Below are 22,086 nucleotides of genomic sequence, written 5' to 3' on the forward strand. Positions count from 1 at the left end.
CGTGCCACCCACCCCCGAAAGGCCTGTCATGTCCCGAACCCCGGCCCGTCTGTTCGCCACCACCATCGGCCTGCTGCTCCTGCTCACCCGCCCCCGCGCGCGTGATGAACGCGGGCTGTCCCAGTCGACCGAGAACGCCATCCTGCTCGGAGGGGCCGTGACGGTGGCCACCCTGGTCATCGTCGCGGTCACCGCCTATGTCAAGTCCAAGATGCCGCAATGAGCGCGGGGTCAGCGACTCGCTCAGCTGGGCGATGCTGACCCCGGTGCTCCTGCTCGCCTTCCTGGGCACGCTCCAGGTGGGGCTGTGGCTGCACGGCAAGAACGTGGTGCAGGAGGCCGCGGCCGCGGCGGCCGAGACCGACTCCGCCGCGCTCGCCAGGCCCGGCGAGGGCAGCGCGATGGCCCGCCGCGTCGCTGCCCGCGGCGGCCTGACCGACGTGGCCGTGGATTCCCGACGGGAGCAGGGCATGGTCCGGGTCACGGTGTCCGGCCGGGTACCGATGCTGTACGCCCTGGGCCTGGAATACGTCCGGCAGGAAGCCGTCGCGCCCCAGGAGGTGTGGTGAACCGCCGTCGCCTCGCCTCGGGGAACCGCGACGAACGGGGTCGGGCCAGTGTCGAACTGACCCTGACCCTTCCGGTGCTGCTGTTGTTCCTCGGCCTGATCCTGGTCGGCGGCCGGATCTGGCTGGCCCGCGGGCAGGTGGTGGACGCGGCACAGAGCCTGGCCACCGCGGCCTCGCGAGCCGATTCCGAGGCCGCCGGACGGGCCGCGGCGAACCGGGCCCTGGCCATGCTGCGCGAGCACGGCCTGTCCTGTGTGCACCCGCGGCTGACGCTGGACCTCAGCGGGTACCGCGTGCCGGTCGGCGAACCGGCCCGGGTGCGGGCCACCCTCACCTGCTCGGTCCCGCTGGCCGATCTGGCGGTGCCCGGCGTACCGGGATCCACCGCGGTGACCGCGAGCGCCGAGAGCGCCCTGGACACCCATCGCCGGCGGGGTTGAGGTGCGGTTGAGGTGCGCGGTGACTGACGCGGTGCGGCGGATGAGGAGGGCACGATGAGGGTGGTACGCGGGGTTGCGGCCCTGTCGGCGCTGCTCGCGATCCTGGTCGGCGGACCCCTGCTGCTGGGCACCGTCGGCGCCCTCCCCGAGCTCGACACCCTGCACTGGTCGCTGCTGCTGCGCCCCGACGACGGCTCGGTCCTGCTCGGCCTGCTCACCCTGCTCGGCTGGGGCGCCTGGCTGGTGTTCACCCTGGCGTTCCTCGTGGAACTACCGGCGGCCCTCAGTCACCAACGCATCCGGATCCGGCTGCCCGGCCTGCGTCGGCCCCAGGCCATCATGGCCGGACTGATCCTGGCCGTTTCGGCGATGCTGGCGATCCCGCTCAGTGGGGCGGCGACCTCGGGGGCGCCACCGACGCCGGTGATCAAGGTCGTCACCCTGGATGACCGCGGCGCGATCCGGCCGGAGCCGACCCCGCCCGAACCGACGCCGCCCGAACCGACCCCGTCCGAGCCGACGGCGCCCGAGCCGCTCCCGGCCGTGGCACCGGCCGATCCGGCGGAGCAGGCGTACCGGCACCGCGTGGAACCCACCGACGACCTGTGGACCCTCGCGGAGCGCTTCTATGCCGACGGTCGCGCCTGGGTGCGGATCGCCGACGCCAACCCGGAGGTGGATCCGGACCGGCTGGTCAGCGGATCCCGGATGGTGATCCCGGACTACCGGCCCCCCGTTCCGCCCACTCTGCCGCCGGATCCGGCGCCGCAGCCACCCCACAGCGGTTCGGTGGAGTCCGCGGGCCAGCTGCCGCTGGGGGGTCGGCTGGACGCCACGGGACAAGTGGGGGACCCGGCGCGGGGCGAGCGTCCCGCCCGGCCGCCGGCGTCGGCCCGCTCGGTACCGCCCACCCTGCCCCCGGAAACCCCACCGGCCCTGCCCCCGGAAGCCCCACCGACTCCGCGCGCCGCGTCGACTCCGCCGCGGCTCGCGGAGAAGCCGTCGACTCCGCCGGTGGGGTCACCCGATGCCGGCCCGATCCGTACGCCGAGCCCGACCCGTGCGCCGACTGCTGCCCCGAGCCCGACTCCCACCCCGAGCCCGACTCCCACCCCGACGACCGGCGCTCCCGACGCCGCGTCCGCCCCCGATCCGGAACCGGAGTCCGAGCGGGCCTCGCTGTTCGCCGGCGGAGTGGGCTGTCTGCTCGCCGCCGGGTTCGTCTCGGCGATCGCCCAGCGTCGGGACATTCAACTGGTGCAGCGTCCGCTCGGGCGTCGGATCCCGCATCCCGGGGAGCCGGGCCGGCGTACGGCCGAACGCTTCGGCGGGCAGGCCGACACCGCGGCCCTGGATCTGGTCGACCGGGCGCAGCAGTTGCTCGGCGCGCATTTCCGCGCCGGGGCGACCACGGTTCCGGACCTGCTGCGGGTGATCGTCACCGACAGGCTGGTCGGCTTCGAGTTCGCGACCGATCCCGGGCTGCCACCCCACCCGTTCCGGCGCCGCGGCCCGACCACCTGGGAACTCGCCCGCACCCCGCAGCCCCCCGCGGCGCAGCCCGGCCCCGCCCCCGAGACCGGACCGACCGGAGACAGCGGACCGACCGGAGAAGGGCTGGCCCCGTGGCCGGCCCTGGCCACCGTCGGCGCCCATGCCGACAGCCTGGTGCTGATCGATCCGGAGTCGCTGGGCCGACTCAGCATCCAGGGCCCCCGCGCCGGCACCATCGGGGCCCTCAACGCGCTGCTGCTGGAACTCAGTTGTTCGTGGTGGAACGGCGGGCTCCCGGTCGACCTGGTCGGCGGCGACCCTGCTCTGGTGGCGGCGCTCAATCTGCCGAACGTACGCCACTGCCCCCAGCTGGATCCGGTCCTCGACGAACTCGAGGCGATCGCCGGGATGCGCCGCGAGGGTGCGCGCACGCACCGGCTGAGCGACGAACTCGCCGAAGCCTGGCTGCCGCGGGTACTGCTGGTCGACACCGAACTCACCCCGGCGCAGCGCCGACGACTGCTGGCCCTGCCGGTGGGCCCCGAGGTCGGCATCGCGATCGTTGCCGCGACCGATCTCGGCGGGGCGTACCTGCGGCTGGATCCCGAGGGCGGATCCGGCGGGCTCCGGACCCCGACCGGGCACCTCGATCTGCTTCCACAGGTGATCGATCGGGACACCCGCGACGCGCTGGTCGGGTTGTTGCGGCTCAGTGAGTCCCGGCGTACCGACCCCGCACCCTGGTGGGAGCCGGCCCCCGCAGCGGTCGAGGAGCCACCCCGGGCCGCCGCCGTGACCACGGTGCTCCGACCGCCGCCGCAGCCGCCCCCGGAGAGTCCGCCGGACGATCTGCCGACTGCCCGGCCCGCCAAGATCGCCTACCTGTCCACTCACCGCCGACCGCAGGAGCCCGCCGTGACCACAGCGCATCCGATCGTGATGCTGCTGGGGCCCATCGACCTCCGCAACGCCCGTGGTCCGCGGCCCGATCGAGCCCTGCGGCAATGCGTGGAGTACGCCGCCTGGCTGCTGGAGAACCCCGGCCGAACCTCGGTCCGGATGGGGCAGGCGCTGTTTGTGGCCGAGGGCACGCGGCGGTCCAATATGAGTCGGTTGCGCAGCTGGCTGGGCGCCGACGACACGGGTGCGCCCTACCTTCCCGATGCCTACAGCGGGCGGATCGAGCTGCACGAGGACGTCACCTCCGACTGGCAACTGGTCCAACTCCACCTGGTCGGCGGCCTGCGCCGGGCGCCCGAATCCGCCCTGGTGTCCGTCCTCGACCTGGTCCGCGGTGCGCCCCTGGCTGATGCGGCGCCGGGCCAGTGGACCTGGGCGGAGACCCTGCGTACCGATATGGCCTCAACCATCCGCGACGTCGGCGTGGTGCTGAGCCTGCGGGCCAACGAACGCGGTGACCTGGACCTGGCCCGGTGGGCCGCGGCCCGGGCACTGGCGGCCGTCCCGGACGACGAGCGGTTGCTGTCGGTACGCCTGACCACCGAGTTTCACGCCGGGAACCGGACGGAGGTGGAGCGGCTGTGCCTGCGGCTGTCCCGCGCCGCGCGTCGGCGCAACATCGACCTGGCCGCGGAGACCATCGACCTGATGCAGCAGGCGCTGGAGGGTCAGCTCCGGGTGCGGAGCATCTCCTGAACCGCTAGGCGGCGATCGACAGATCCCGGTCGGATTCGTCCGCCGTGGCCTCGGAAGCCGGTGCCGGTGGCGCGAGGAGTGCGGCGGGAACACACATCGACAACGCCGCCAGCGCCAGGTAGTTGTTCGCCAGATCGTGGGTCTGCGACTCGTTCACCATTACTCCTTCCAAGCCGTCCAGGCAATATCAAGAAATCGAATGACGTAATCATAACAGCTTATGTGCGTGGCGCCAGTCCTCACTCCGAGTGACCGAAACCCTCGCCGTTGCTTCCTCGCCGCGGATGCCCGCGCTCGATCGTCGCCACGGCTCGGGCCCGGTGGCTAGGCTGCAAGTCGGCATCCGTTGTCTCCCCGGGAGGACATCATGCGTGGCACCCTGCTCACCGCACCCTTCGAAGTGATCAGCGAGGACCGACCCGACGCGCAGATCATCGAGCCGACCGACGCCGTGGTGCGTACCTCGGCCACCTGCGTCTGCGGCTCGGACCTGTGGCACTACCGCGGGATCAACCCGTTCCACGGGCCGAAGTCCGTCGGTCACGAGTACTGCGGGGTTGTCGAGGCGGTCGGCGAGGACGTCACCGCCGTCCGGCCGGGTCAGTTCGTCGTCGGCGGCTTCACCGCCAGTTGCGGGAAGTGTCCGCACTGCCTCAGCGGCGTTCAGACCGCGTGCGTGGAGAAGTTCAACTACGACGACTGCCAGGCCGAACTGATCCGCGTCCCGAACGCCGACGGCACCCTGGTCGCCACCCCCGAGCCGCCCGATCCCGCCCTCATCCCCAGCCTGCTCACCCTGTCGGACGTGATGTCGACCGGCTGGCACGCGGCCACCTGCGCCGGGGTGGAGGCCGGAATGACCGTCGCGGTCGTCGGGGACGGCGCGGTCGGCCTGTGCGGCGTCCTGGCGGCCGCGGAAATGGGCGCCGAGCGGGTGATTGCGATGAGTCGGCACGAGCCGCGCCAGCAGCTGGCCCGCGAGTTCGGCGCCACCGACCTCATCGCCGAGCGCGGTGACGACGGCGTGGCGAAGATCATGGAACTGACCGAGGGGGTCGGTGCCGATGCCGTCCTCGAATGTGTCGGGACCAACGACTCGATGCTGCAGGCGCTCGCCTCGGCCCGGCCGGGGGCGACGGTCGGCTACGTCGGCGTACCGCACGGCATCGAGCTCCCGATCCGGCAGATGTTCAACCGCAATGTCGGCCTGCGCGGCGGCATGGCCCCGGCGCGGCACTACCTGCCCGATCTGATGGGGCGGGTGCTGGCCGGACAGATCAACCCCGGCCGGGTCTTCGACCTGGAACTGCCGCTGGCCGAGGTGGCCGAGGCCTACCGGGCGATGGACGAACGCCGCGCGATCAAGGTGCTGCTGCGCCCGTGAATTCCGTGGTCCGCGCGCGGCGCCGCGGCACCGTACGCTGCTAGCGTTCGCCTGCACGCACTCGCACCGGGAGGTACCCATGGCCGGCGGTCTCGCTGCCCTGCTCGACGATGTCGCCGTGATCGCCAAGATGGCCAGCAGCGCCGGCTCCAAGGCTGTGGCCGTGGTGGTCGACGATGCCGCGGTCGCCCCGCAGTACGTTCGTGGGTTCAGCCCGGCCCGCGAGCTGCCGATCATCTGGAAGATCACCAAGGGGTCGCTGCTGAACAAGGCGATCCTGATCGTGCTGCTGTTGCTGCTGGATCAGTTCCTGCCGTTCGTGCTCACTCCGCTGCTCATGCTGGGCGGGCTCTACCTCAGTTATGAGGGGGCGGAGAAACTGTGGGAGAAGGTCTCCGGTCACAACCGACCGGAGGCGAGCGCCGACGAGGGTGGGGCCGCGGTCGACCGCGGCGCGGACTTCGAGAAGAAGATGACCGGCAGTGCGATCCGGACCGACTTCATCCTGTCCGCCGAGATCATGGTGATCACCCTGAACGCGGTCAAGGAGACGAACCCGACGATCAGCCTGTTCCCGAAGGCGGGAACCCTGGTCGTGGTTGCGATCGGGATCACCCTGCTGGTGTACGGGGTCGTCGCGCTGCTGGTGAAGATGGACGACATCGGCCTGCACATGACCGAGCAGGACCGGGCGAGTACGCAGAAGCTCGGTCGCCGCCTGGTCAACGCAATGCCGACGGTGATGAACATCCTGTCCAGCGTCGGCATGGTCGCGATGTTGTGGGTGGGCGGGCACATCCTCCTCTCCGGCGCGGACAAACTGGGCTGGCACGCGCCGTACGGGCTGGTGCACCTGCTGAGCGAACCCGCCGCGCACGTGCCCGTGGTCGGCGCCTTCCTGTCCTGGCTGGTCGACACCCTCTGCTCGGCGATCGTCGGCCTGGCCGTCGGCGCCGTGCTGGCGGTGATCATCCACTTCCTGCCCTTCGGCAAGAAGGGCCAGGCCGAGGGCGCGGCCCACTGAGCGAGCCACCTAAACTGGGTCGGTGCGCATGGTTTGCTTCGTCGGGGCCGATCCGGAGTCGCTGGCGCCGCTGACCGAGGCCCTGTTCCGTCGTCGCGCCCGCGACGAACTCGCCAGCACCTGGCGCTGGGTCGGTACGCCGGACCCGGTGAATCCGCTGGCCGTGGAGGCGCTGGCCGCCCTGCCCGGGCCGGTGGAGCCGAGCGCCGGGGAGGCGTACGCCCGGACCGAGGACTTCACCGCCACCGTGTTCATCGGCTATCGCAACAACCTCGGCTTCGTCCCGCTGCCACCGGGGGTCCGCGCCTCGGTCGAGGTGTGGCCGGTCGAGCCGGGGGAGCCCGGCCCGGAGCGCATGCGTACGCTGCTCACCGAACTCGACCGGCGCGCCGCACAACTGCTCGACGACCTGCTCACCGACCCCGACACCTGCTGCGGCGAGGGCTGCGCGAACTGCGTCCTGGACCGGTGATCGCTCACATCGCGAGCAATAGATGCGTGTAATGGATCTATTCGCTATTTTTGTGGGGCTTTGGAAGGTGGCGATCGTGCGACGGCTGCAGATGTGTGCTCAGGTGGTATGCGGGCGCTGTTGAGCTGCCCTGCCACGCACCCCACTGCACACCGTACGAACCAGGCCCGGCCCCGGGCGCGAAGGAAGCCATGATCGAAGTGAGCCACCTGACCAAGGTGTATCCGGGACGGCGCAACACCGAACCCGTCCTCGCCGTGGACGACCTGTCGTTGGAGGTCGAGCGCGGCCACGTGATGGGCCTGATCGGGCCGTCCGGTTCGGGCAAATCGACGCTCGGGCGCTGTCTCACCCTGCTGGAACGGCCCACCTCGGGCACGATCACCGTGGACGGGGTCGAGCTGACCGGCCTGGGCGGCGCGCAGCTGCGACAGGCCCGCCGGGCCATCGGGATGATCTTCCAGGCCTTCAACCTGATGGACGCCCGCTCCGCGCTCGGCAATGTGGAACTGCCGTTGCAGATCGCCGGGGTGGCCGCCGGCGAGCGGCGCCGGCGTGCGATGGACCTGCTCGAGCGGGTCGGGCTCGCCGAGAAGGCATCGGTCCATCCCCGACACCTGTCCGGCGGTCAGCAGCAACGGGTCGCGATCGCCCGCGCCCTGGTGAACCGGCCGAGCGTGCTGATCTCCGACGAGTCCACCTCGGCCCTGGATCACGCGAACACCCAAGCGATCATCGCGCTGCTGCGGGACCTGACCGATGAACTCGGCCTGACCACCGTCCTGATCAGTCACCAGCTCGAAGTGGTCCGCGACATCTGCGACGAGGTCGCCGTCCTGGACACCGGCCGGATCGTGCGGACCGCCGTCCGGGATGAGCAGCACGTGCTGCGCTACACGAACGGGGAGGCCGCCTGATGGACCCGAGTCAGATCGCCGGCCTGATCGGCGAAGCCACCTGGCAGACGCTGTTCATGGTGGTGGTGTCCACCTTCTTCGCGATCGTCGTCGGCCTGCCGCTCGGGGTGATCGTGCACGTGACCTCCCGGGTCGGCCTCGCCCCGAACCGCACCGTGAACCGAATCCTCGGCCTGATCATCGATATCGGCCGCTCGCTGCCGTTCATCATCCTGATGGTGCTGGTGATTCCGCTGACCCGACTGATGGTCGGCACCAGCATCGGCTCCGGCGCCGCGATCGTCCCACTGTCCCTGTCGGCGGCCCCGCTGTTCGCGCGGCTGGTCGAGACCTCGCTGCGCGAGGTCGCCCCCGGCAAACTCGACGCCGGCACGGTGATGGGCGCCAGCAACTTCCAGTTGGTCCGCCATGTGTTGCTGCCGGAATCGATGCCCGGGCTGGTCGCCGCGGCCACCACCACGTTCGTTTCGCTGATCGGCTACTCGGCGATGGCCGGCGCGATCGGCGGCGGCGGCCTGGGCGACGTCGCCATCCGGTACGGCTACCAGCGCTACAACATCCAGGTGCTGATCTGGACGGTGATCGTGCTGATCGTGCTGACCATGCTCGTGCAATTCCTCGGCGATCGCCTGTCTCGAGCCCTCGCTCAGCGATGAGCACCACCCAACATCCCGAAAGGAAGACCATGTCCCGCAAGTTTCTGAAGGTGGCCGCAGCCGCCGCCGGCCTCGTGCTGGCCCTCACTGCCTGCTCCTCGGGCAGTTCGCAGCCGGCCGCCAGCGCCGACGCCAACACCATCCGGATCGGTGTGTCGCCGGTTCCGCACGCCGAGATCATCAAGTTCGTCGCCGACGGGCAGGCCAAGGACGCCGGGCTGAAGATCGAGGTCACCGAGTTCCAGGACTACGTCCAGCCGAACGTCGCGCTGAACGACGGCTCGCTGGATGCGAACTACTTCCAGCACAAGCCGTACCTCGATGAGCAGGTGAAGCAGAACGGCTACAAGTTCGCCGTGATCACCCCGGTGCATCTGGAGCCGCTGGGTGTCTACTCCCAGAAGGTCAAGGACCTCAACTCGCTGCCGACCGGCGGGAAGATCGGCGTACCGAACGATCCCTCCAACGAGGCCCGGGCGCTGAAGCTGCTGCACGACAACGGCGTGATCCAGCTGAAGGATCCGAACAACCTCAACGCCACCCCGCTGGACATCGCCCAGAACCCGAAGAACCTGACCTTCAGCGAACTCGAGGCCGCCCAGCTGACCCACTCCCTGCCGGACCTGGATGCCGCGGTGATCAACGGCAACTACGCCCTGCAGGCCAACCTGACCCCGAGCAAGGACGCCATCGCGGTGGAGAAGGCCGAGGGCAACCCGTACGCCAACGTGCTGGTGGTCAAGGAGGCCGACGCGAACAAGCCGTCGCTGAAGAAGCTGGGCGAACTGCTGTGCAGCCAGGCGACCAAGGACTTCATCAACCAGAAGTACCAGGGCTCGGTCATCCCGGCCTGCTGAGGCATTCGTCCGGACCGTGTTCGCGGCGGCCGTCACCTTCGGGTGGCGGCCGCCGCTGCGTGTCCGGTCGCGTTCGGTCCCGCCTACTCCCGGGGCTGCCTACGGTGATGGGGGCCCAGCCGCGGCATCAGGAATCGTTCGATCCCGGTGAGCCCGATCGACACCGGCACCGCTGCCGCCGAGGCCACCGCGGCCGGCCGGGCCATGATCCCGTTCGCGTGCAGGCGCCGGCCGATCGTGGCCAGCACCGCAATCGCCGCCGGCGCGGGCCGCAGGAACAGCGTGATCTGCTCGATCAGGTCGTGCTCGTCCAACTGCAGCCACTGGATCTCCTCCAGATTGCGGCCCCGGAAGGTGTTGCGACCGTGCAGGACCCAGTCCCGGTCGGCGCCGGTGGTGTTGACGAACTCGATCTCGCTCAGGTCGGTGAAGATGGCCTCGTACACCCCGCTCACCTCCCGGCGGCCGGAGAAGGTGAACTGGTCGGTGAGCGGAGAGATGAGTTCCACCTGTTCGGCGAGCAGGTCCCGCATCCGCGGGAGGTCCTTGGCGCGGTCGGCGGTCATCCAGTCCTGGATCACAACGGGCAGTGGCATGGCGGCCTCCAGGGGGCGCGGGTGGCGGGGGAAGGGCGTGCGGCTATTGTCGCAACACCACCCATCACAGATCGGAGCAGGGATGCCCAAAGGACTTCCGCCCCAGGATGCACTCGACTTTCTGAAGCGGCCCAACCCGGCCGTCATGGCGACGGTGAACCGTGCTGGTCAGCCGGTTTCGGTGGCCACCTGGTACCTGCTCCAGGACGACAACCGGATCCTGCTGGACCTCGATGCCGGCCGGGCGCGGCTGAAGCATCTGCGCAGCAACGGCCTGGTGTCACTGACCGCGTTGGACCACGACAACTGGGGCACCCATCTGAGCGTCCGCGGGCACGTGGTGGAGATCGCCGACGAGCCCGGGCTCGCCGGCATCGACCTGCTGGCCATCCACTACACCGGCAAGCCGTACGCCGTGCGGGACCGGCCTCGGGTCAGCGTCTGGTTCGCGATCGATTCCTACCACGGCTGGGGTGCCCTCGCCGGGATCTGAGTCCCGGACCCCGGGCACTTGACCCGGGAAACTGCGGCGGTCATCATGGCCGAACGGAGTCCCGACAGGTGAGGTGAGGTCATGTCCGGATCGCCCGAGGCAGCGCCACCGGATTCCCGGCTCGTCGGTGACCTGTGGCATCTGGCCATGTCGGAGCGGTTTTTCGGGTTGCAGTGCTCGGCGGCCCGGGCCGCCGAGAGTTCGGGTCAGGTCGAGGGCGCGGTACGCAGCCTCCCGCTGGGGCCGGTGACCTTTCACCAGATGCGGGGCAACGGACAGGACCTGGCTCGGACGCAGACTGCCACCCGGCGCGAACCCAGCGATCGGCTGAAGGTGTCCCTGATCCGCCGCGGACGGATGATGGTGGAGCAGAACGGCCACACCGTTACGGCGGGCCCCGGCGAGTTCGCTCTGTACGACACCGCCCGGCCCTATCGGCTGAGCTTCGAGAGCAACTGGGAGGTGTCGGTCCTGACCGTGCCGCCACAGGGGCTCGACCTGCCCGAACGGCGCGTGGCCCGACTGATGGAGCGACCGATCGATGTCCGCAACGGCCCGGGTCAGGTTTTTGCGAGCTACCTGTCCGGCCTGGTGGCCGTGGAGTCGGCACACCAGCTGACCGTCGATTCCCTGGGGCAGGCCGGGCTGGCCCTGCTGACCGGGGCGCTGGTGGAGAACCTGTCCGTGGCGGTGGACACCGTCCCCGACGCGCTGGTCACCCAGTTGGTCCACTACGTCGAGACCCACCTGGCCGACCCCGAGCTGGGGACCACCACGGTGGCTGCGGTTCACCACCTCACCGCCCGATCGGTCCAGCGCGCCTTCGCCGCCCAGGGGTTGACACTGACCGCGCTGATCCGGGAACGCCGGTTGGCCGCTATCCGGCGGGATCTGGTCGACCCCGCCCACGCCCATCGCCCGGTCTCGATGATCGCCGCCCGGTGGGGAGTGAGCGACGCCTCGTGGCTGTCGCGCAGCTTCCGGGCCGCGTACGGGGAGACCCCCAGCGAGTACCGGCACACTCACCGCACCGCGGTGACGCCGACCTGAGGATCGGTCGGCGCCATCGCGGCAGGGGTCAGCTACCCAGCACTTGGTGGCAGTGCGCCATCAGTACGTCGTAGTCGGCCGAGGGCGAGATTTCCACGTACACGGCATCGGTCACCGCTTCGAGGTTGTGGCCGGCGGACCAGTAGTAGAGCTCCCCGGCGAGGTAGTCCTGGGCGCCCTCCTTGCTGTGCACGCGCATCGTCCCGGAGACGATGTAGCCCCAGTGGGCGCTCTGGCACTGATCCTCCGGCAGGCCGGCAAACAGCTCATCGGTGCGCGTTCCGGCCGCGAGCCGGATCAGGCACTGCGCCAGACCGGCATCATCGGCGCGGCGAATCTCCACTCCCGGTCCCTGCAGCGCGACCTGCATCGAGTCCCAGCGATGGTTGGTGGACATCGGATCTCCTTCGGTTGTGTGGAAGTGGTGGCCGGCTCACATCGGGTACGCCGGGGCCTGGTCGCGTACGGTCACCCACTGCCAGGTGGTGAACTCCTCCCAGTTCGAGGCGCCCCCGATGCTGGTTCCGTTGCCGGAGGCGCCGACGCCGCCGAAGGGGTTGAGCACGTCATCGTTCACGGTCTGGTCGTTGATGTGCAGCAGACCGGTGTTGAGCCGTTCGCCCAGCGCCATCGCACGGGCGACGTTGCTGCTGATCACGCCCATCGCCAGCCCGTACTCGGTGTCGTTGGCCAGCGCCACCGCCTCGTCGTCGCTGTCGAAGGGGACCACCACCGCCACCGGGGCGAAGATCTCCTCGGTGAACGCCGGGCTGTCGGTAGTGACTCCGGACAGCACCGTGGCCTGGAAGAACAGGCCCTCGCTGGTGCCGCCGGCCTCGATCGTCGCGCCGGCCTGCTCGGCCTCCTGGACGATCCGCAGCGCATGGTCGCGCTGGTGCTCGTTGATCAGCGGACCGAGGGCCACCTGCTCGGTGGCCGGGTTACCGACGGGCAGCGCTTTCGCCTTGGCGCTCAACTTGGCCAGGAACTCCGGATAGATCGAGCGCGCCACCAGCACCCGCCCGGTGGCCATGCAGATCTGGCCCTGATGCAGGTACGCACCCCACGCGGTGTTCGCCACCGCCAGGTCGAGATCGGCGTCGTCGAGGATGAGCAGCGAGTTCTTGCCGCCCAGCTCCAGCGAGACCTTCTTCAGGTTGCGGCCGGCCGCCTCGCCGACCTTGCGGCCGGCCGCGGTCGAGCCGGTGAACTGGATCATCGCGATATTCGGGTCGCTGGTGATGGCCGCACCGGCAGCTCCGTCGCCGGGCACGACCTGCAGGACGCCGGCGGGCAGACCGGCCAGTTCGAAGATGCGCGCGATCACGAAACCGCCGCAGACCGCGGTCCGGGGATCCGGCTTGAGGACCACCGCATTGCCCAGCGCGAGCGCCGGCGCCACCGCGCGCATCGCCAGGTACAGCGGGAAGTTGAACGGGGAGATCACCCCGACCACACCCAGCGGCCGGCGCCGGGCCATGGTCAGTTTCCCGTCCGGACTGGGCAGGATCTCCCCGGTGGCGCGCGACGGCAGCCCGGCGGCCTCGTGCAGCGCCTTCACGTTGATCCCGGCGCCCTCGAACTCGGCCTTCGGCCGGGTCGAGCCCGCTTCGCGGATCAGCCAGTCGATGATCTCCCCGATGTTCTCCTCCGCGACCCGGGCCGCCTTCCGCAGCACGGCCGCGCGGGTCTCATAGCTGGCCCGGGCCCAGTCACGCTGGGCCTCGGCCGCCGCGCGGGCTGCCCGGGCGACCCCGTCGGCGTCGACCATGCCGACCGAGCCGAGGGTTTCCCCGGTCGCCGGCTCGATCACCGGGGACGTGGTCGCCGCGGCGTCCCAGGTGCCGGTGAAGATTTTGCCGTCCCAGAGCTCACGGGGCAGGAAGCTCGCGGTTGCGGTCTGCTCGCCGTCGGTCATCTGCTGTGTCATCAGGAGTCCTTCCATCACTCAACGTTGAGGTGACTACCAGTGTGCGCCGCGGTTCGGCCCGCCGGTTGTCCGGGGGCGACACAGTGTTGTCGGTACGCGACAAAACGCGGACGGGTCGACAGTGGTGTCGACCCGTCCGCGGTACTCCGAGGCAGGTGCTCAGGCGGTCGGGGGCGTACGCAGCGTCCCGTCGGGATAGCGCGCGAACCGGCCGGCGTCATGGGCGTTCACCGGCGCATTGTCCGGATTCGTCCAGCGGCCGAACTCACCGCGCTGGTAGTCGTCGAACGCCTTGGCGATGTCGTCACGGCTGTTGCCCACGAACGGCCCGTGCTGCACCACCGGAGCCCCGATCGGGCGGCCCTGCAGCATCAGCATCCGGGCCCCCTCGGCCCCGGCGCTCAGGCGTACGCCCTGGTCGGTGTCCAGCACGGCGGCCTGATCGGACAGGGTCTGGTCCTCGATGGTGACCGCGCCCTCGAAGGTGTACAGCACCCGCACGGCCTGCGAACTGGCCGCCGGCAGCACCGTCGTGGCTCCCGGCGCCATGTCGATCACCCAGATCGCCAGATCGTTCTCCGGTCGGGCGGCCCAGGAGCGCGGCGGCGGGGTCAGCGCCGTGACCCCGTCCAGCTTGCCGGCCACCAGCCGGACCCGGGTGGTCCGACCCTCCTCGTCGGTGCGCGTGACGATCGGGGTCTCCTCGGCCCAGAACATCTCGAAGTTCGCGTCGGCGGTCTTGTCCTCCGGGGCCAGGTTCAGCCAGATCTGGAACAGTTCCAGCGGGTTCGGGCCCTCGGCATCGCGCAGCGGGAACATCTCGGAGTGGGCGACACCGCTCCCGGCGGTCAGCCACTGGGTGTCGCCGTCGGCGTACCGGGCACTGGCACCGGCGGAATCGACGTGGTCGACCGCACCCTCGAGCACCACCGTGACGGTCTCGAAGCCGCGGTGCGGGTGCTGCGGGAACCCGGGCACACTCTGCCCGTGATACATCGACCACCCGTCCTTGCCGGAGAAGTCCTGCCCCAGATCACGCCCCTCGAGCGACGCGTCGGGCGTCATCGTGGTGCCCTTGGCCGCCGGGTACGCATCCCGGTGATGCATGCTGAACAGGAACGGGTCGATCCCGGGCCACTGCGGTCCCAGTTCAACGACCTGACGGATCACGGACATTATGCCCTCCTAGATAGATGAACCTTCAACAGTTTCCGGGTTCATCCTATTCCGGACGGGCGCGGGCCGCGCCGGTGGGGGGCTCAGGCCGCGAGCAGGCTGGCCAGCGCGGCGGTGTCCGGATCCTCGGCCGGATCGACGTCGCCGCGGGTGATCAGCCGCGACACCCGTCCCTCGGCGTCCGCATTGGCCCAGACCGCCCGATGGTCCAACCCCAGATAGGGCAGCCCGGGCAGGAAGACGCACCCGGCGGCGGCTCCGTGGTCCTGGATCGACTGCGGTGGGTGGAGCACGACCAGGGCCGGGGGCATCCCGCGTTCGGCCAGATCGCCGGGCGCCAGGGCGTCCTCGCCAACCGCGTGGCCGGCCGAGACGATGACACCGACCGCGCCGGGATAGACGAGTTCGGGAAGCTCGTCCTGCACCAGGAAGACCGTGCTGGCGGGCAGGAAACCCGGGATCGCCGCGACCTGGACGGCGAGGACGAGCAGCTTGGACCATTCCACGGTGTCCCGCGGCCAATTCTGCAGCAGCAGGAATCCGGTCAGGGACCCGCGGGCCTGCACCGGAGCGATGCCGATGCGATGTAGTTCGGTCATGATGCCTCCCAACGGCGTGTGCTCCAGAGTGCGCTCGCCGGGGGGTGGAAACAAGTCCCCTTTTGTCCGGTGATGAGGTTGTTACCCGGCGGCGGCGGGCAGCGGCGGTCAGGGATTACCGCCGGATACCGGTGGGGGTATCCTGGGACGAAAATCGAGGAGGTTCCGATGCACATTGATTCCGCGGATCTGAAGTCCGTCCTGGCCCGCCTGAAGCGCGCCCGGGGCCAGTTGGGCGGGGTGATCGCGATGATCGAGGACGGTCGGGAGTGCGAGGACATCGTGACCCAGCTGGCCGCGGTCTCGAAGGCGGTCGATCGGGCCGCCTTCCAGACCATTTCGACCGGGCTGCGGCAGTGTCTCGCCGATCCCGACTCCGACGACCTGGACGCCCAGAAGCTGGAGAGGCTCTTCCTCTCCCTGGCCTGAGCGTCCAGGTGTCGCGCGGAGGTCAACCGATCAGCCGACCGGGGTGGGTTCTCCTACCGTCGCGGCCATGCCGGCCGACCAGGTCCGGTAGCCGCCGTCCAGGTTGACCGCGTCGCGGCCCAGTTGGGTCAGCAGCCGGGTGGCCACATGGCCGCGTACGCCCACCGCACAGGTCACCACCAGCGGGCCGTCGGGCAGCTCGGCCACCCGCTCGCGCAGCTCGTCGACCGGGATCGCGACGGCGCCGGGGATCGTGCCGGCGGCCACCTCGCCCGCGGTCCGCACGTCGAGCACCCGCGCACCGGCCCGGACCGCGTCCTCCACCTCGTGCCACTGCAGCGACCGGGTGCTGCCGGTACGCAGGTTCTCCGCCACGTGACCGAGCATGTTGATCGGATCCTTCGCCGAGCCGAACGCCGGGGCGTACGCGAGCTCGAGCTCGGCCAGCCCGGAGGCGGTGATCCCGCCGCTCATCGCGGTGGCGATCACATCGATCCGCTTGTCCACCCCGTCGGTCCCGACACCCTGGGCGCCCAGGATGGCATCGGTCTCGGGGTCCACCAACAGCTTCAGCGCCAGTTGCGCCGCGCCGGGGTAGTACCCCGCGTGCGAGGCCGGATGGGTATGGATCGCCCGGTACGCCCGACCCGCGGCCCGCAGCCGCTTCTCGCTCCAGCCGGTGCTGGCCACCTGCAGGCCGAGCATCCCCACGATCGCGGTCCCGAGCACCGCCCGGGTGTGCCGGGGCAGGCCGGCGATGTGGTCGGCGACCCGGCGGCCGGCCAGGTTGGCGGTGTTCGCCAGCGGGACCAGCGTGCCCGACCCGTCGAGGGCGTCCGCCTTCTCCGCGGCGTCCCCGATCGCATAGATCGAGTCGTCGCTGGTGAGGTTGTGTTCATCGACCGCGATCCCGCCGCGTTCGCCCAGCCGCAGCCCGGCCGCCCGGGCCAGCGTGGTGTCCGGGCGTACGCCGATCGCCGCGACGACCAGATCGGCCGGCACCGTGTCCCCATCGGACAGGGTCACCGTGTCCGGACCGATCGCGGTCGCGGCGGTGTTCAGCCGCAGGTCGATCCCGGCGGACCGCATCGCCTGATGCACCGGTTCCACCATCTCCGGATCCAGCGGAGCCATCACCTGCGGGGTCATTTCGATCACCGAAACCCGAAGTCCGCGGTGCAACAGGTTCTCCGCCACCTCGAGCCCGATGAAGCCGCCCCCGATCACCACCGCGCTCCGGGCCTGCGCGACCGCGGCCAGCATCGCGTCGGTGTCCTCCACGGTGCGCAGGCTCAGCGCCCGCTCCGCACCGGGGATCGGCGGGCGGACCGGCTGCGCGCCCGGCGCCAGCACCAGCTTGTCGTAGAGCTCGGTGGTGTCGCGGCCGGTGGCGAGGTCGCGTACGGTCACCGTCCTGGCGCCGGCGTCGATGTCGGTCACCTCGTGGCCGACGCGCACATCGAGGTTGAACCGCGCCTGCAGGGATTCCGGGGTCTGCAACAGGAGGGCGGAGCGGTCCTCGATCACGCCGCCGACGTAGTAGGGGAGGCCGCAGTTGGCATAGGAGACGTAGCCACTGCGCTCCAGCACGATGATTTCGGCGGACTCGTCCAGACGCCGCAGCCGGGCTGCAGTGCTCATTCCTCCGGCGACGCCGCCCACAATAATAATTCGCATGACTCGATTGTGCCACGAATACCCCCGGGGGTATTATTCGAGGTGTCAGTTCCCCCTCTGAAGGAGCCTCTTATGTGTCGACCAGTGACCTGCAAGCAGTGCGGCAAGACCACCTGGGCCGGCTGCGGCCAGCACATCGATCAGGTCAAGGCCACCGTGCCGGCCGGCCAGTGGTGCCCCGGGCACGCGGGCGCGGCGAAGCCGTCCGGCGGTTTCCTGGGCAAGTTCCTGCGCTGAGCCCGAGCCCCGGGCGAAACCGGAACCGGGCGGGAGCCGTCATCCGACTCCCGCCCGGTTCCGTTGCGTCGGCCGCCCAGGTGTGCGCAGCCCCGCCGCCCGGCTAGCCAGTGTTGCGCAGCCCCGCCGCGACGCCGTTCACCGTGATCAGCAGCGCCCGCTGCAGTGCCCCCTCATCGTCCCCGACGTCGCCCTGCCGCAACCGGTGCAGCAGTTCCACCTGCAGGTAGGAGATCGGGTCCAGGTAGCGGTCGCGGACCGCGAACGTCCGCTTCAGTGCGGGCTGGTTGTCCAACAGCTCCGACTCCCCGGTCAGCAGTTCCAGTTCGGCCACGGTCAGCGCGTACTCGGCCTTGATGTCGTCGAACAGGTGCCGCAGATTTTCGGGTACCAGGGTGTCGATGTAGTGCGCGGCGATGTCCAGGTCGGTCTTGGCGATGGTCATCTCCACATTCGAGATCACCGAGGCGAACATGGCCCACTCGGCCAGCATCCGCTTCATCATGGCGCCGTGGCCGGCCTCCCGGGCCGCCTTCAGCCCGGAGCCGACGCCGTACCACCCGGGCACGATCTGCCGGGTCTGGGTCCACCCGAAGACCCACGGGATCGCCCGCAGGCCCTCCAGGCCGGCATCGGAGTTGGGCCGCTTGCTGGGCCGGCTGCCGATCTTCAGCGCCCCCAACTGATCCACCGGCGTCGCCGCGACGAAGTACGCCGGAAGGTCCGGGTCGTTGATCAGGCCGGTGTAGCGGGCGAAGGCGGCATCGGAGGTCAGATCCATCACCTCGTCCCAGATGGCGAGTTCCTGGGGGGAGTGCACCGGGTCCCGGTGCAGGGTGCTGGCCCGCAGCACCGCGGCCAGGGACAGTTCCAGGTTCTCGTGCGCCAGGGCCGGCAGCATGAACTTGTCGGAGATCACCTCGCCCTGCTCGGTGAACTTGATCTCCCCCTCGAGTACGCCGTTGGGCTGGGCCATGATCGCGTCGTAGGTGGGGCCACCGCCGCGGCCGACCGACCCGCCGCGGCCGTGGAACAGGCGCAGCTTCACCCCGTGCTTCTTCGCCACATCGCGCAGCGAGCGCTGGGCCAGATGGATCGCCCACTGGGAGGTGAACACCCCCGACTGCTTGTTCGAGTCGGAGTAGCCCAGCATGATCTCCTGGGTGTTGCCGTGCAGCCGGACGAGTTCCCGGTAGGACGGGGTGCTGAGCAGCGCATCGATCAGGTCGGCGGATCCGCGCAGTTCCTCGATGGTCTCCAGCAGCGGCGCGAACCCGATCAGCGCGAACGGCTGGGCACCCAGGTCGACCAGTCCGGCCTCCCGGGCCAGGATGGCGGCGGCGAGCACATCGTCGGGGCCCTGGGTCATCGAGATGATGTAGGTCTCGATCACCCCGGGACCGTAGGTGTGGATGGCGTCGCGTACCTCGTCGAAGACGGCCAGGACGCTGTCGCGCTCGGCGGTCCGGGTCATCAGCGGACGCCGGGAGGTGAGCTCGGTGGCGAGGAGGTCCAGCCGCTCGGCCCGGGTGAGGTCGGCGTACGGCGTGGCGAACTCCCCGGTGGCATCCACCAGTTTGCCGAGCGTAGCGTGGTGTTTCTCGGCATGCTCGCGGATGTCCAGGGTGGCCAGGTACAGCCCGCTGCCGGCTGCGGTCTGGATCGCCTTCGCCACCCGACCGTCGGCGACCAGTTCGCCCCCGTGGGAGCGCAGCGAGTCCGCGATCAGGTTCAGTTCGGCGACGATCTCGGCGCCGGAGGCGTAGTCCACGCCGGGGACGTGGGCGGTGCCCTGTTGGATCCGGGACCGGGTGTTGAGCAGCTTCACCCGAATGCAGTGCAGCTTGAGCCGGTAGGTCTCCCCGGCCTCGATCGTCAGGATGGTCGGATCCAGCTCGATCACCGCCTGGTCGGCAGCCAGGGAGGCCTCGAGCTCCGGAGACGCGTGGACGACCACGTCCGAGCTGGACAGCTCGGAGATCAGCGTGTCGATCACCCGTACCCCGACCTGGGTGGCGATCAGGTTGTGCAGCCCGAGCACCTCGTGGGTGGCCGCCGCGGTCACGTTCGGGTTGCCGTCGCGGTCGCCGCCGATCCAGGAGCCGAACCGCATCGGCGGATGGGTCGGATCCAGGGTGACGCCTTGTTCGGCGACCAGGTCGGACAGCTCTCCGAACAGTTCGGGCAGAGTGTCGCCGATCACCCGCTCCAGGTAGTACATCGCGTTGCGGGCCTCGTCGATCGGCCGGGGCGAGTCGCGCCGCAGTTCGTTGGTCTGCCAGATCAGATCGATCAGTTCGGCCAACTGTCGGTCCTGGCGGCGCCGCGCCACCGTGTCGGGCTCGGTGGGCGTGGCCAGCTCGTCGGAGATGTGGCGCAGTTTGGTCAGCACGCTGCGCCGGGAGGCCTCGGTGGGGTGTGCGGTGAAGACGGGGCGGACATCGAGTTCGGCGACCCCCTGGGCGAGCAACTCCGGTCCGCCGGCGGCGACGATATCGGCGACGGTACTGGTCAACCAGCCCTCGCGCTCGGGCCGGGTGGCCAGGCCCCGGACGCGGTGCACCTGTTCGGCGGCATTGGCCAGATGGAAGTAGGTGGTGAACGCCCGGACCAGGTCACTGGCCCGCTCCAGCGGCAGTTCGGACAGGACCCGCCGGACCTCGGCGGCCGCCGCCGCGTCGCCGGACTTGGACTCCTTGGTCTTCACCCGCACGGTCTCGACCAGATCGAGCAGCTCCTGGCCGTGGTGGCGGACCAGCGTCTGGCCCAGCAGGGTGGAGACGCGGCGTACGTCGGCGCGCAGGTCACCGCTGATCGGATCGTTGTCGTCGGACACGGGGTCTGTGGTGGCTTCGCTCACACCATGAATCTAAGCCCGGCCGGTGCGGGCTGCACAACAGTCGGCACCGTCGCACTTTCGGACATCGGCGGGACCCGGCACTGATCAGTACGCGGTGACGACCTCGAGGGTGGCGCCCTCGGGAACCCCCGCCCGGTCCCAGGTACGCCGGACCGCTTCGGCCTGCCGAGGAGTCTCGGCGGACACCGTCACCGTCGCGGACTCCGAACCGAACACGGCTTCGATCCGGGCCCCGTCGGCGGCCGCGGTCAGGCCCTCCAGAGCCGGGCGGCAGGCCAGCAGCAGTTCGGCATGACCGGAGACCCGGTAGTCCTCGCCCGGGGCCTGCACCTCGACATTGAACGGCACCGCCGGCAGCTCGGCCGGCTCGGAGTCCGACGGGGTGATCGCCCGGCGCGGGCGATACAACTCCCGCCGCCCGGTGTCCAGGTGGTGCCACAGCACCGGCAGCGCCGCCCCGTCGGTACGCAGCACCACGGTGGCGCCCGGCGTACTCACCCGGGGAGCCAGCGCGCTTCCCTCGCTCAGGCGCTCATCGGCCATCAGGTACGCCCAGGCGTCCCCCACCCAGCTGCCGGTGCTGCCGGGGTCGAGGATGATCGCGACCCGAGCGCCCAGGGACAGGGTCCAGTTCCGCTTGCCGCGGACGGCGGCCCAGCCGGTGACCAGATCGGCCACCGCGGCGGCGTGTACGCCGGGGGCCAACTCGGCGTACGCGGTCAGGCCGGTGAACAGGCCCGCGCCGGGGGAGTTCTCGCTCACCTCGACCACCCGGGACACGGCGGGCTGCCCGGACAGCCACTCCCGGATCTCGCGCTGGAAGCGGGCAGGCGCCACCACGGCCGGCCGCGGCTCCGGCCGGACCGCCGGTAGTGCGCGTCGTGGTGCGAGATCGTCGTTGAGCGTCACGGCCCTCCCCTCAGGGGGTCCATCTTGCCACTCGACACCGGAACTGCTGACACCGAAATCTCTGCGCATAGTCTCTGGTCACAGCGAATCTATGCGACTAGATTGTGGTCCGGGCCGTCACAACGCGGTGCGACCCGACCTGCGAAAGGGACCTCATGAGTGCCAGTGAATCGATCACCCCGACCCATCCGGACCCGGCCGTCCAGCGGCTGCTCGATGCCGAGGCGGTCCGGGAACTGCGGCACCGCTACTGCTGGGCGTACGACCGCACCGACCTGGCGGGTCTGGTGGCCCTGTTCACCGATGATGCGGTCTGTGTCTTCGGTCCGTTCGGACAGTGGGAGGGGATCGACCAGATCACCGAGGGCTACCGCGACTCGCTGGCCACCCTCGGCGGCAAGACCATGCATGCGATCACCAACGATGTGGTCACCGTCGACGGGGACACCGCCCACGGCGAGTTCTACCTGCTGGACTTCACCTTCGGCGCGCCCAAGGAGAACCCGCTGAAGATCATCGCGCACTACCTCGAGGACTACCGGCGCGAGGGCAGCGGCTGGAAGATCGCCCGCTCGCGGATCAACTTCGTCTGGAACGAGGACCAGGGTCACATCACCGGCGAGGCGCACAAGCCCGCCGCCACCTCCTGAGCCCCGCCCGG

The 22,086-nt window shown here is 70.1% G+C and carries 24 protein-coding genes; 15 read left to right on the forward strand and 9 right to left on the reverse strand.

Going from position 1 to position 22,086, the window contains the following annotated elements:
* Window positions 1–28 precede the first annotated feature (28 nt).
* From G531_RS0118980 to G531_RS24980, 4 genes are read left to right on the forward strand one after another with little or no spacing between them, the layout of a single operon-like run.
* Window positions 29–223, forward strand: a complete 195-nt coding sequence (locus G531_RS0118980) for a hypothetical protein (protein WP_026928437.1) — start codon at window positions 29–31, stop codon at window positions 221–223.
* Window positions 198–569: a TadE family protein gene (locus G531_RS0118985; protein WP_081684283.1), complete on the forward strand. Its 372-nt coding sequence runs from the start codon at window positions 198–200 to the stop codon at window positions 567–569. Before G531_RS0118980 ends, G531_RS0118985 begins: the two co-directional genes overlap by 26 nt.
* Window positions 566–1,009, forward strand: coding sequence for a TadE/TadG family type IV pilus assembly protein (locus tag G531_RS26245; protein WP_026928439.1), 444 nt, complete (start codon window positions 566–568; stop codon window positions 1,007–1,009). Before G531_RS0118985 ends, G531_RS26245 begins: the two co-directional genes overlap by 4 nt.
* 54 nt (window positions 1,010–1,063) lie before the next feature.
* Window positions 1,064–4,159: a LysM peptidoglycan-binding domain-containing protein gene (locus tag G531_RS24980; RefSeq protein WP_026928440.1), complete on the forward strand. Its 3,096-nt coding sequence runs from the start codon at window positions 1,064–1,066 to the stop codon at window positions 4,157–4,159.
* 4 nt (window positions 4,160–4,163) lie between these two features.
* Here G531_RS24980 and G531_RS25880 read toward each other — a convergent pair whose 3' ends face one another.
* Window positions 4,164–4,316, reverse strand: a complete 153-nt coding sequence (locus G531_RS25880) for a hypothetical protein (protein WP_155827990.1) — start codon at window positions 4,314–4,316, stop codon at window positions 4,164–4,166.
* 210 nt (window positions 4,317–4,526) lie between these two features.
* Here G531_RS25880 and G531_RS0119005 point away from each other — a divergent pair, with 210 nt between their 5' ends.
* The 6 genes from G531_RS0119005 to G531_RS0119030 all read left to right on the forward strand — a co-directional run bounded on the left by G531_RS0119005 (window position 4,527) and on the right by G531_RS0119030 (window position 9,469).
* Window positions 4,527–5,543, forward strand: coding sequence for a zinc-dependent alcohol dehydrogenase family protein (locus G531_RS0119005; protein ID WP_026928441.1), 1,017 nt, complete (start codon window positions 4,527–4,529; stop codon window positions 5,541–5,543).
* Window positions 5,544–5,622: 79 nt separating this feature from the next.
* Window positions 5,623–6,567 carry a DUF808 domain-containing protein gene (locus G531_RS0119010; RefSeq protein ID WP_026928442.1) on the forward strand — a complete coding sequence of 315 codons (945 nt, stop codon included), beginning with the start codon at window positions 5,623–5,625 and terminating at the stop codon, window positions 6,565–6,567.
* A gap of 22 nt (window positions 6,568–6,589) precedes the next feature.
* Entirely contained in the window at window positions 6,590–7,039 is a 450-nt protein-coding gene (locus G531_RS0119015) for an oxidoreductase-like domain-containing protein (RefSeq protein WP_145978630.1), read from the forward strand.
* Between the two features lie 191 nt (window positions 7,040–7,230).
* The gene (locus tag G531_RS24065) at window positions 7,231–7,956 is read left to right on the forward strand and encodes a methionine ABC transporter ATP-binding protein (RefSeq protein WP_051215739.1); all 726 of its coding nucleotides are present in this window, start codon (window positions 7,231–7,233) and stop codon (window positions 7,954–7,956) included.
* Window positions 7,956–8,612: a methionine ABC transporter permease gene (locus G531_RS0119025; RefSeq protein WP_026928444.1), complete on the forward strand. Its 657-nt coding sequence runs from the start codon at window positions 7,956–7,958 to the stop codon at window positions 8,610–8,612. Before G531_RS24065 ends, G531_RS0119025 begins: the two co-directional genes overlap by 1 nt.
* 29 nt (window positions 8,613–8,641) lie before the next feature.
* Window positions 8,642–9,469, forward strand: a complete 828-nt coding sequence (locus G531_RS0119030) for a MetQ/NlpA family ABC transporter substrate-binding protein (RefSeq protein WP_035759809.1) — start codon at window positions 8,642–8,644, stop codon at window positions 9,467–9,469.
* Between the two features lie 83 nt (window positions 9,470–9,552).
* Here the strand turns inward: G531_RS0119030 and G531_RS0119035 are convergent, their stop codons facing one another.
* A complete protein-coding gene (locus tag G531_RS0119035) occupies window positions 9,553–10,065 on the reverse strand; it encodes a nuclear transport factor 2-like protein (protein ID WP_026928446.1) in 513 nt (170 codons plus the stop codon).
* An 82-nt stretch (window positions 10,066–10,147) separates the two neighbouring features.
* Here G531_RS0119035 and G531_RS0119040 point away from each other — a divergent pair, with 82 nt between their 5' ends.
* Window positions 10,148–10,558 (forward strand): pyridoxamine 5'-phosphate oxidase family protein, encoded by a 411-nt coding sequence (locus G531_RS0119040; RefSeq protein ID WP_026928447.1) that lies wholly within the window; start codon window positions 10,148–10,150, stop codon window positions 10,556–10,558.
* 81 nt (window positions 10,559–10,639) lie between these two features.
* The gene (locus G531_RS24985; protein WP_026928448.1) at window positions 10,640–11,608 is read left to right on the forward strand and encodes an AraC-like ligand-binding domain-containing protein; all 969 of its coding nucleotides are present in this window, start codon (window positions 10,640–10,642) and stop codon (window positions 11,606–11,608) included.
* 28 nt (window positions 11,609–11,636) lie between these two features.
* Here G531_RS24985 and G531_RS24075 read toward each other — a convergent pair whose 3' ends face one another.
* The 4 genes from G531_RS24075 to G531_RS0119065 all read right to left on the reverse strand — a co-directional run bounded on the left by G531_RS24075 (window position 11,637) and on the right by G531_RS0119065 (window position 15,313).
* A complete protein-coding gene (locus G531_RS24075; RefSeq protein WP_035759810.1) occupies window positions 11,637–12,005 on the reverse strand; it encodes a cupin domain-containing protein in 369 nt (122 codons plus the stop codon).
* A 36-nt stretch (window positions 12,006–12,041) separates the two neighbouring features.
* Window positions 12,042–13,538 carry a benzaldehyde dehydrogenase gene (locus G531_RS0119055; protein ID WP_245630448.1) on the reverse strand — a complete coding sequence of 499 codons (1,497 nt, stop codon included), beginning with the start codon at window positions 13,536–13,538 and terminating at the stop codon, window positions 12,042–12,044.
* 159 nt (window positions 13,539–13,697) lie between these two features.
* Complete coding sequence (locus tag G531_RS0119060) at window positions 13,698–14,714, reverse strand: pirin family protein (protein ID WP_026928450.1); 1,017 nt, start codon at window positions 14,712–14,714, stop codon at window positions 13,698–13,700.
* 83 nt (window positions 14,715–14,797) lie between these two features.
* The gene (locus G531_RS0119065; protein ID WP_026928451.1) at window positions 14,798–15,313 is read right to left on the reverse strand and encodes a hypothetical protein; all 516 of its coding nucleotides are present in this window, start codon (window positions 15,311–15,313) and stop codon (window positions 14,798–14,800) included.
* A gap of 168 nt (window positions 15,314–15,481) precedes the next feature.
* Here G531_RS0119065 and G531_RS0119070 point away from each other — a divergent pair, with 168 nt between their 5' ends.
* Window positions 15,482–15,742 carry a metal-sensitive transcriptional regulator gene (locus tag G531_RS0119070; RefSeq protein ID WP_026928452.1) on the forward strand — a complete coding sequence of 87 codons (261 nt, stop codon included), beginning with the start codon at window positions 15,482–15,484 and terminating at the stop codon, window positions 15,740–15,742.
* Between the two features lie 30 nt (window positions 15,743–15,772).
* Here G531_RS0119070 and G531_RS0119075 read toward each other — a convergent pair whose 3' ends face one another.
* The gene (locus G531_RS0119075; protein ID WP_026928453.1) at window positions 15,773–17,419 is read right to left on the reverse strand and encodes an FAD-dependent oxidoreductase; all 1,647 of its coding nucleotides are present in this window, start codon (window positions 17,417–17,419) and stop codon (window positions 15,773–15,775) included.
* Between the two features lie 72 nt (window positions 17,420–17,491).
* On the opposite strand from G531_RS0119075, the gene G531_RS26355 reads away from it, so the two are divergent.
* Complete coding sequence (locus G531_RS26355) at window positions 17,492–17,656, forward strand: hypothetical protein (RefSeq protein ID WP_169515889.1); 165 nt, start codon at window positions 17,492–17,494, stop codon at window positions 17,654–17,656.
* Between the two features lie 103 nt (window positions 17,657–17,759).
* On the opposite strand, the gene ppc is transcribed toward G531_RS26355, so the two are convergent.
* Window positions 17,760–20,516, reverse strand: a complete 2,757-nt coding sequence (ppc, locus tag G531_RS0119085) for a phosphoenolpyruvate carboxylase (protein ID WP_026928454.1) — start codon at window positions 20,514–20,516, stop codon at window positions 17,760–17,762.
* Between the two features lie 84 nt (window positions 20,517–20,600).
* Complete coding sequence (locus G531_RS0119090) at window positions 20,601–21,425, reverse strand: hypothetical protein (RefSeq protein WP_145978629.1); 825 nt, start codon at window positions 21,423–21,425, stop codon at window positions 20,601–20,603.
* 155 nt (window positions 21,426–21,580) lie between these two features.
* Here G531_RS0119090 and G531_RS0119095 point away from each other — a divergent pair, with 155 nt between their 5' ends.
* On the forward strand, window positions 21,581–22,075 hold the full coding sequence (locus G531_RS0119095; protein WP_026928456.1) for a nuclear transport factor 2 family protein: 495 nt from the start codon (window positions 21,581–21,583) through the stop codon (window positions 22,073–22,075).
* The last annotated feature ends 11 nt before the right edge of the window (window positions 22,076–22,086 follow it).

Origin of the sequence: Granulicoccus phenolivorans DSM 17626 = NBRC 107789 = JCM 15570 (assembly GCF_000423085.1) — a bacterium.
GTDB classification, from domain to species: domain Bacteria; phylum Actinomycetota; class Actinomycetes; order Propionibacteriales; family Propionibacteriaceae; genus Granulicoccus; species Granulicoccus phenolivorans.